An 8,378-nucleotide genomic window follows, 5' to 3' on the forward strand; every position below is an offset into this window, starting at 1 on the left:
TGGTCAGTTCAGCAGGGCCGCGGACGGCAGTGCGGCGAAGCTTCCCGTGAGCACGGACGGAACACTGTCCGGATAGACCTTGGTGGAAATCGCCTGCCCTACAACCTTGGCCTGGCGGAGCACTTCCTTAGGCGTAGGAGTGATGAGTTCCCCCACGCCGACGAGGTACATGCCGATGGCCCGCATGGCCGCCGCCAGGTTCTGGCCCAGTGCCAGCCCCAGGTCCGCGAGCATGCGGCGCAACTGGCTGTGCGCGCCCCGGGTCAGGACAATGTGGTGGGCCAGCAGGACGCCGTCCGGCGTGTGGACGGCCCACTGATGCACGGAGGGCTCGGAGAGTCCGGTGCCCACCAGGTTCAGCTGGACGGCGCGGGTGTTGGTGCGGATGTCCAGGTTGTGGCTGCTGGCGTAGTTCCTCAGGTGCCGGAGGATCTCGTTGCGCTCCTGCATGGTGGTGGAATTCGGCGCGTCACAACGCGGCAGGGACACGGTATTGGCGGACTGGATTCCGCCGAGGGTTTCGAGAGCATCCACGGTGATGGAATCCACGCCGCGGCGCCGGAGCTCGCTGGCGATAGCCAGGCCCGGAAGCCCTGAGCCGATGATCACCGTGGTGGTCTGCTCGGTCCCACCATAAATTGGCATGCTCGACACTGCTCGTTCCTCCTCGAATGGTTCACTGTGCAGGCCTCGTACCCCTGCACCTTCCGAAACCCCCAAAGTCCGGCCGCCGCGCGTAAAGCTGTCACTGTGTTCTGAAACACATATCTCAGTTTCGCAACGCCTCGACAATACAGAACTTTTCGAGCTCTGGATAGCCCTTGCCGGACAATGGCTACCCCAACAATCTCACACTTGTAATTCGGCTCATCGGAGGTGGGATCTCTATGTTTCGGGGCGGTTAAAAGTGGGAGCCTGCTTGGATGTCCACAGCCTCTCCGGCAGCCCCTTTAGCACTGGAAGTAGGGCGCTTGCTTACTGTTTGGGAACCGAGAATAGTGGGCTAAAAGAGCGGATTTTCAGCCAAAAGCAGGTCCTGGCTCCGCGTTCACGCGGCGGACGTGCACTTCTGGCAGAATAGCGGCAACATCAGGCAGTATCGCGAGGAGGCGGACCCCATGGGCCGAGATCAGGTGCACCCGTCAAGGGATGACGACGGCGGTTCCCCCGCCCCCGAGGGGATCGTGGTGGGCGTGGACGGTTCCGACCACAGCCAGTGCGCCCTCGTCTGGGCAGCCCGCGAAGCTGAGCGCCGCCACCGTCCGCTGCATATCGTGACCGCATACTCCGTGCCGATCTTTGCTGCGTCCGGCCTGGACGGCGGCTACGCCACCGTTGACGACTCAGTAATCCGTGAGGGCGCCGAGGCCATCCTCAAGCAGGCGCTGGACAAGGTGGCTCCCTACGACATCGACGTTGACGCTTCCGTGGAGAACGGCGATGCCTCGGGCGTACTGCTTGAAATGTCCGAAACCGCCGAACTGCTGGTGTTCGGCACCCGCGGCCGGGGCGGCTTCGTCGGCAGGCTGCTTGGCTCCGTCAGCAGCGCCCTGCCGGCGCACGCAAAGTGCCCCACCGTTACCGTGCCGCTGATCTGCGCGGACCGCCTGGGCGAGACCACGGACGACAGGCACGTCAAGGCCGAGCGGGCCAAGTCCGGCCACCAGCCGGTGGAACACGTGGTGGTAGTGGGCGTTGACGGTTCAGAGCAGGCCCGCATTGCCGTTCTGGAGGCCGCGGACCAGGCCGAACGGCTGGGCGCGCCGCTTCGCGTGGTGTGCGCCGTGCCGCAGTACAGCGGTTCACTGGCGTGGGTCCCTGCCCCCATGGACCGGGAGGCCCTGTTTGCCGACATCCGCGTCCAGCTCGACGCCGGAGTGGCCTGGTTGAAGAGCCACTATCCCAAGCTGACCGTGGAAACCCAGATCGTGGACGGTTCTCCCATCGACGTGCTGGTTGAAGCCAGCCGGCACGTGGAATTGGTGGTTGTGGGAACGCGCGGACGCGGGGGATTCACCGGAATGCTGCTGGGCTCGACGTCGGACGGTATCCTCCACCACGCCAAGGGACCGGTGCTGGTGGTTCCGGACCGGGACGACCCGCGGCTTGCCGACCGTGCCAGCTTCGGGCCCATGCTCGGCGCGGCCTGACCCCGTCCTCACTCTCCAGCACGTCCGCCCGGCGCACGCACCAGGAGGCCATCAGTGAGCCAGACCAGCACCCCGGACGCGTCCGCGGACAGTCTGGTGCTGGGCCTGGAGCAGATCAACGCCGGAATGCTTGTGCGGGTGGGCGGCAAGGCCGCCAACCTGGGTGAAACCACAACAGCCGGGCTGCCTGTTCCGCCGGGCTTCTGCCTGACCACGGACGCCTACCGGCAGGCGGTAGGTTCCGCGGGGCTCGAAGACGTGCACCGCGCGCTGGCCGCCACCGGTGCCCATGAACTGGCGGCCCTCGCCGGGCTGGCGGCCCGGGCGCGCGAACTCATCCTTCGCGTGGACATTCCGCCGGAGATCGCTCGTGCGGTCCGGGACTACTACGCCGCGCTGGGGACGGACGTACCGGTGGCCGTGAGGTCCTCGGCGACGGCCGAGGACCTGCCCTTCGCCAGCTTCGCCGGGCAGCAGGACACCTACCTGAACGTGGTGGGCGCCGACGCCGTCCTCGAGGCTGTCCGGCGGTGCTGGGCGTCACTGTGGACGGACAGGGCGGTGGCCTACCGGGCCACGCACGGGATCAGCCCCTCAACAGTGGCGCTCGCGGTGGTGGTCCAGCGCATGGTGGATGCCGCCGTGGCGGGGGTCCTGTTCACGGCGAACCCGGTGACGGGACGGCGCCATGAGGCTGTCATCGATGCCAGTCCCGGGCTGGGCGAGGCCGTGGTTTCCGGAGCGGTGAATCCGGACCACTTCGTAGTGGACTCTGCCACCAGGGAGATTCTGGAACGGCGCCCCGGGGACAAGGGAATCGCCATCAGGCCGCTCACCGGGGGCGGCACCGAACGGATCATGCTCGCACCGGATCCGGCCCCTTCACTGAGCGATGCCCGGATCCGTGCCCTTGCGGCGCTGGGCAGCCGGGTGGAGCTCCACTACCGGGCGCCGCAGGACATCGAATGGGCCATCGACGCGGCGGACAAGCTCTGGCTGGTGCAGTCCCGGCCCATCACCACGCTGTACCCCCTGCCGGACCCCCGTCCCGATCTGCCGGCCGCCGAAGGAACACGCGTGTTCCTGTGCTTCAGCCTTGCCCAGGGGCTCACACGCCCCCTCACGCCGATGGGCATGGCCGGTTTCCGGCTGATCGCGTCCTCCGTTGCCCGTGCAGCCGGCTTTGAGGTGCCCGAACCGCGGAATGGTCCTGCGCCCTACCGGCAGGCAGGGCAGCGTATCTTCTTTGACCTCACACCGGTGGTCCGCAGCAACGTGGGCCGCGCCATCGTGCCCCGGGTCTTCGACATCATGGAAGCCAGGTCCGCCACAGTGCTCCGCCGGCTTTTCGCAGACCCGCGGTTCACGGTGACGATCAGGTCCCCGTGGCCACTGCTCCGGCACGTGGTCCCGGTCGCGGCGAAGGCCGGGGTCCCGGAGTCGCTGCTCCGGGCACTGCTCCGGCCGGAGTCGGCACTCCGGCGCGTTGACAGTCTCGGCGAGCGCCTCAGTGCCGCCCTTATGGTTCCTTCCACAGCCACTCCGGCGGAACGGCTCAACCATGCCGAGCGCATTCTCGGTGAGGAACTCTTTCCCATCGTCCCGGCAGTGCTGCCGCTGCCTGCCCTGGGGTTTGCCCTGCTGGCCGTCGCCGGGAAACTTGCCGGGCGGGGCGCGGAGTCAGGCGAGTTGCAGGCTGTTCTTCGCGGGCTCCCCAACAACGTGACCACGGAGATGGACCTGGCGCTCTGGCAGCTCGCCACGGACATCCGCGCCCACCCCGGTGCGGCCGCAGTCTTTGAGGAGTCATCCCCGCCGGAATTGGCGCGGCGGTTCCGCTCAGGCGGGCTTCCCGCCGTCGTGCGGTCCGGGCTGGCGGGTTTCCTGGCACGCTACGGCCACCGGGCCGTCGCGGAAATCGACCTCGGCATGCCCCGCTGGTCAGACGACCCCGCGCACATCCTCGGAGTCCTGGCGAACTACCTCAAACTCGACGATCCGGCCCTGGCCCCGGACCGGCAGTTCGCCAAAGCCGCCGGCGAGGCGGACGTCCAGATCGCGCGGCTGGTGGCAATTGCGGGGAGCAGGGGCGGTCCGGCGGCCAGGCTCCGCGCCCGCATGGTGCGGGGCGCGCTGGAGCGGACCCGGCTGTATGCCGGGCTGCGCGAACTGCCGAAGTACTACCTCGTCGAGGCCTTGGCCTCGGTGCGGGGGCAGCTCACGGCGGTAGGGGCGGAACTTGCGGCGGCCGGCAGCATCGCCGAAGCAGATGACATCTTTTTCCTCGACTTCCCCGAAGCCCGCCGGGGCCTGGCCGGGGCATCGCTGCGGGAGGTCGTGGCCGAACGCCGGGAGGCCTACGACGCCGAATTGGACCGGCGCCGCATTCCCCGGGTACTGCTTTCGGACGGAACGGAACCTGAGGCGCTGCAGGCGGCCGGCACGGGCGCCGCAGCGGGCGTCCTGTCCGGCACACCAGCTTCGGCCGGAACCGTCACGGCCAAGGCCCGCGTCATCCTGGACCCGCAGGGCGCCGCGCTAGAGCCCGGAGAGATCCTGGTGGCCCCGTCAACCGATCCCGGGTGGACGCCCTTGTTCCTCACCGCCGGCGGTCTCGTGATGGAAATGGGCGGCCCTAATTCCCATGGCGCGGTGGTGGCCCGGGAGTACGGAATCCCCGCCGTCGTGGGTGTCCCGGACGCCACCTCCGCCATCAGCACAGGGCAGGTCATTACGCTCGACGGCGGCGCCGGTACCGTCGCGCCGTCGGCAGGCTGACGGGCTCCGGAGCAAACGCGGGACAGCAATGTCCAAAGGGGTGTACCGGGCCAGTCCGAAGCGTACTCTGGAATCAATAAGCTGCAATGTTGGAGCGGAGTTGTCATGACCAGAAAGTGGCTGCGGTGGATGCCCGCCGCCGCCGTGCCCGCCGTTATTGCCGCCGCTGCGCTGGCCGGGTCCGTGCCCGCAAGCGCGGGCGACCCCCTGCCAGCGAAAACGCCGGAAGAAGTCCTGGCGCTGGTGGCGCAGCACGCTGCTCCGTCCCTCTCCGGGACCCTGGAGCAGACGTCCCAACTCGGCCTGCCCGCACTGCCGCAGACCGGGTCGTCCGCCGGAAGCGACGCCGCCTCTGTCCTGGAACTCCTCAGTGGCCCGCACACCGCACGTGTCTTCACGGACGGACCAGACAACATGCGGGTCCAGGTGCTGGACCGCCTCGCTGAACGCAATGCCGTGCGCAGCGGAGACCAGGTGTGGCTCTACAGCTCCAAGGACAACACCGCCACCCACCTGACCCTCCCCGCCGATGCCGGCCGGCACAAGGATTTCAGCCAGTTCAAGCATCCGGGTACCGGCACCGACGGTGTGATGCCGACGCCGGAGGCCCTGGCCGCGCGGCTGCTTGCCGCCGCCGATCCCACAACTGAAATTGCAGTGCTTCCGGAGGTTACCGTTGCGGGCCGGGCGGCCTACAACCTGACGATCACGCCACGGACGGAAGGTACCTTGATCGGTTCGGTGGCCATCGCGGTTGACGGCCAGAGCGGCCTGCCGCTCAGCGTGGAACTGAAGGCCCGCGGCCAGGTAGAACCGGCCTTCAAGCTGGCGTTCACCAGCCTGTCCCTTGAAGCTCCGGACGCCTCGCTGTTCGCCTTCAGCCCGCCGCCTGGTGCCACTGTCAAGGAGATTGACGTGCCCGCCCACGGTACCGAGCCTGATGCGGCGGTGCCCGGCTCCGTTCCTGGACCGATGGATCGCCATGGCGGGCTCCCGAAGCCCACGGTGACCGGTACCGGCTGGGAGAGCGTAGTTGAGTTCCCTGCCAGCCCGGGGTCAACGGAGGCCGGTGCGATGGCATCCAACGATCCGCTGCTTCAGCAGGCCGCTGTTGCGGTGCCGGGCGGACGGCTCTTCAGCACCGCCGTCGTGAACGTGCTGTTGACCGATGACGGGCGCGTCTTCGCCGGGTCTGTTCCCGCGGAGCGCCTGCTGACCGCTGCCGCCGCGAGGTGACACCCGCGGGCCGGCGCGTCGATCTGGCCATAGAGACGCGCGGCCTCAGCAAACGGTTCGGCCATCAATTGGCAGTGGACGGGGTCAACCTCGCCGTCCCGAGTGGTTCCGTCTTCGGTTTCCTGGGACCGAACGGCTCCGGCAAGACCACCACCATCCGCATGATGCTCGGCCTCGCGGCGGCCACGGAAGGCACCGTCAGTGTGCTGGGGCTCGCCATGCCGGACCGCTTCCACGAGGTCCTGCCGCGCGTGGGCGCCCTGGTGGAAGGCCCCGCGTTCTACCCGTTCCTTTCCGGGGCGGCCAATCTCCGGCGCCTCGATGCTGCAGACCCGTATGCCGCAGCCTCGACGCGGAGTGCCCGGGTGGAGGCCGCGCTGGAACGCGTGGGCCTCTCGCACGCCGCCGGAAAGAAGGTCCGCGCGTATTCGCTCGGCATGAAACAGCGCCTGGGAATCGCCAACGCCCTCCTTTCGCCCCGGGAACTGCTGGTGCTCGACGAACCCACCAACGGCCTGGACCCGCAGGGAACCCGCGAAGTGCGCTCCCTGGTGCGCTCCCTCGCGGCCGACGGCGCCACGGTCTTCGTCTCCAGCCACCTGCTGGCCGAAGTGGAGCAGATCTGCACCCACGCGGCCATCATGAGTGCTGGGCGGCTGGTGGCGCAGGGAACGCTTGCCCAACTGCGCGACGCAGGCAAGGCCCGGATCCGCCTGGTAACTCACGACGCCGGACTGGCCGAGGGTGTCTTCGCCAGCTTGGGAATGAGTCCTGCAGGGGGCCGGAGCAACGGGGCGCTGGTTTACGGCGACGGCGGGCAGGACGGCGAGGTGGTGGAACCCGAAGCCGTGGTAGCCGCCCTGGTGGCTGCCGGGGTGCGGGTCCGCGGCTTCGCGGTGGAACAGGGCAGCCTGGAAGACCGGTTTGTGGCGCTGACGGGGGAGGGGTTCGACATTGCCCAGTAACAACATCGCCAGGGCGTCCGGATGGCCGCTGCTGGCCTCCGAACTGAGTGTTCTTTTCCGCCGCCGCCGCACTTGGGCCATGCTGCTGGCGCTCGCCGCCGTACCGGTGCTGATGGCCGTCGCTGTCCGGGTTTCCTCGGCAGTCCCGCCCGGCCGCGGGCCTGCCTTCCTGGACCGGTTTACCCAGAACGGACTGTTTGTGGGCGTGACCGCGCTGCTGGTGTGCGTGCCGCTCTTCCTGCCCCTCACCGTGGGGGTGGTGGCCGGGGACACGATCGCGGGCGAAGCGGGCCTGGGGACTCTGCGTTATCTCCTCGTGGCACCGGCCGGCCGCGTGCGGTTGCTGCTGGTGAAGTACGCGGGCGCTGCGGCGTTCTGCATCGTCGCGCCGCTGGTGGTGGCACTGGCGGGGGCCGGCATTGGAGCGTCGCTGTTTCCGGTAGGGCCGGTAACGCTGCTGTCGGGTGACGTGATCAGTCCCCAGGAAGCCGTGCTGCGCTTGGTGCTCGTGGCCGCGTACCTGACGGTGTCACTGCTGGGGCTGTCCGCCGTCGGGCTCTTCTTGTCCACGCTGACGGACGTACCGGTGGGTGCCATGGCTGCCACCATCGTGGCGTCCGTGGTGTCCCAGGTCATGGGTGAGCTGCCCCAGCTGGACTGGCTGCACCCCTGGCTGTTCAGCTACTACTGGTTCGGTTTTGCGGACCTGCTCAGGCAGCCGATTGCCTGGGATTCCTTTGCCGGCAATGCGCTGCTGCAGGGCGGCTACATTGCCGTCTTCGGGGCGCTCGCCTACGGCAGGTTCGTGACAAAGGACGTTCTGTCCTAGTACCGGGCCACGGTGGGGTGGAGCTGCATTCCGGCCATCCACGCCAGGTCCGTCACCGTGATGCCGTCCTCGGGGTTGAGGGCCTGGACCACGCGGCCGCCGCCGAGGTAGATGCCCACATGGTAGAAATCGGGGGCCGATCCCCAGACCAGGAGGTCACCGGGCTGCGCCTGGGAGAGGGGCACGTGCACGGGCGCTTGGGCGTACTGCTGTGCTGCCGTGCGCGGAAGGTATTTGCCGGCAGCCGCGAAAGCGTTCTGCACCAGCCCTGAACAGTCGAACCCGAGCGGGCCGGTGCCGCCGTACTTGTAGAAATACGGAGAGCCCACTTTGCTGAGTGCCACCGAGATGGCGGTCTGGTTGGAGCCTCCGGGGGACGGGGCAGGGACCGGCGCGGGAGCGGGCGCCGGAACTGCCGGG

General features: G+C 68.4%; 7 protein-coding genes. 5 read left to right on the forward strand and 2 right to left on the reverse strand.

Going from position 1 to position 8,378, the window contains the following annotated elements; all coding sequences use genetic code 11:
• Nucleotides 1-3: 3 nt before the first annotated feature.
• Nucleotides 4-645: an FAD-dependent monooxygenase gene (locus tag TV39_RS01655; RefSeq protein WP_043477408.1), complete on the reverse strand. Its 642-nt coding sequence runs from the start codon at nt 643-645 to the stop codon at nt 4-6.
• Between the two features lie 473 nt (nt 646-1,118).
• On the opposite strand from TV39_RS01655, the gene TV39_RS01660 reads away from it, so the two are divergent.
• The 5 genes from TV39_RS01660 to TV39_RS01680 all read left to right on the forward strand — a co-directional run bounded on the left by TV39_RS01660 (nt 1,119) and on the right by TV39_RS01680 (nt 7,958).
• Complete coding sequence (locus TV39_RS01660; RefSeq protein ID WP_043477411.1) at nt 1,119-2,150, forward strand: universal stress protein; 1,032 nt, start codon at nt 1,119-1,121, stop codon at nt 2,148-2,150.
• Between the two features lie 54 nt (nt 2,151-2,204).
• Nucleotides 2,205-4,928, forward strand: a complete 2,724-nt coding sequence (locus TV39_RS01665; RefSeq protein WP_043477414.1) for a PEP/pyruvate-binding domain-containing protein — start codon at nt 2,205-2,207, stop codon at nt 4,926-4,928.
• A gap of 105 nt (nt 4,929-5,033) precedes the next feature.
• Nucleotides 5,034-6,164, forward strand: a complete 1,131-nt coding sequence (locus TV39_RS01670) for a LolA family protein (RefSeq protein ID WP_043477417.1) — start codon at nt 5,034-5,036, stop codon at nt 6,162-6,164.
• Nucleotides 6,161-7,129, forward strand: a complete 969-nt coding sequence (locus TV39_RS01675) for an ABC transporter ATP-binding protein (protein ID WP_043477420.1) — start codon at nt 6,161-6,163, stop codon at nt 7,127-7,129. Before TV39_RS01670 ends, TV39_RS01675 begins: the two co-directional genes overlap by 4 nt.
• Entirely contained in the window at nt 7,119-7,958 is an 840-nt protein-coding gene (locus TV39_RS01680; RefSeq protein ID WP_043477423.1) for an ABC transporter permease, read from the forward strand. Before TV39_RS01675 ends, TV39_RS01680 begins: the two co-directional genes overlap by 11 nt.
• Here the strand turns inward: TV39_RS01680 and TV39_RS01685 are convergent.
• Nucleotides 7,955-8,378: C40 family peptidase (locus TV39_RS01685; RefSeq protein ID WP_144406273.1), on the reverse strand; the 424-nt coding region annotated here is incomplete at its 5' end. The genes TV39_RS01680 and TV39_RS01685 overlap by 4 nt on opposite strands.

This window comes from Arthrobacter sp. SPG23 (assembly GCF_000876655.1).
Lineage (GTDB): Bacteria > Actinomycetota > Actinomycetes > Actinomycetales > Micrococcaceae > Arthrobacter.

Bases quoted from the DNA above. Each gene is read 5' to 3' on its own strand.
- TV39_RS01655 (WP_043477408.1), bottom strand. From the start codon at position 645: ATGCCAATTTATGGTGGGACCGAGCAGACCACCACGGTGATCATCGGC.
- TV39_RS01660 (WP_043477411.1), top strand. From the start codon at position 1,119: ATGGGCCGAGATCAGGTGCACCCGTCAAGGGATGACGACGGCGGTTCC.
- TV39_RS01670 (WP_043477417.1), top strand. From the start codon at position 5,034: ATGACCAGAAAGTGGCTGCGGTGGATGCCCGCCGCCGCCGTGCCCGCC.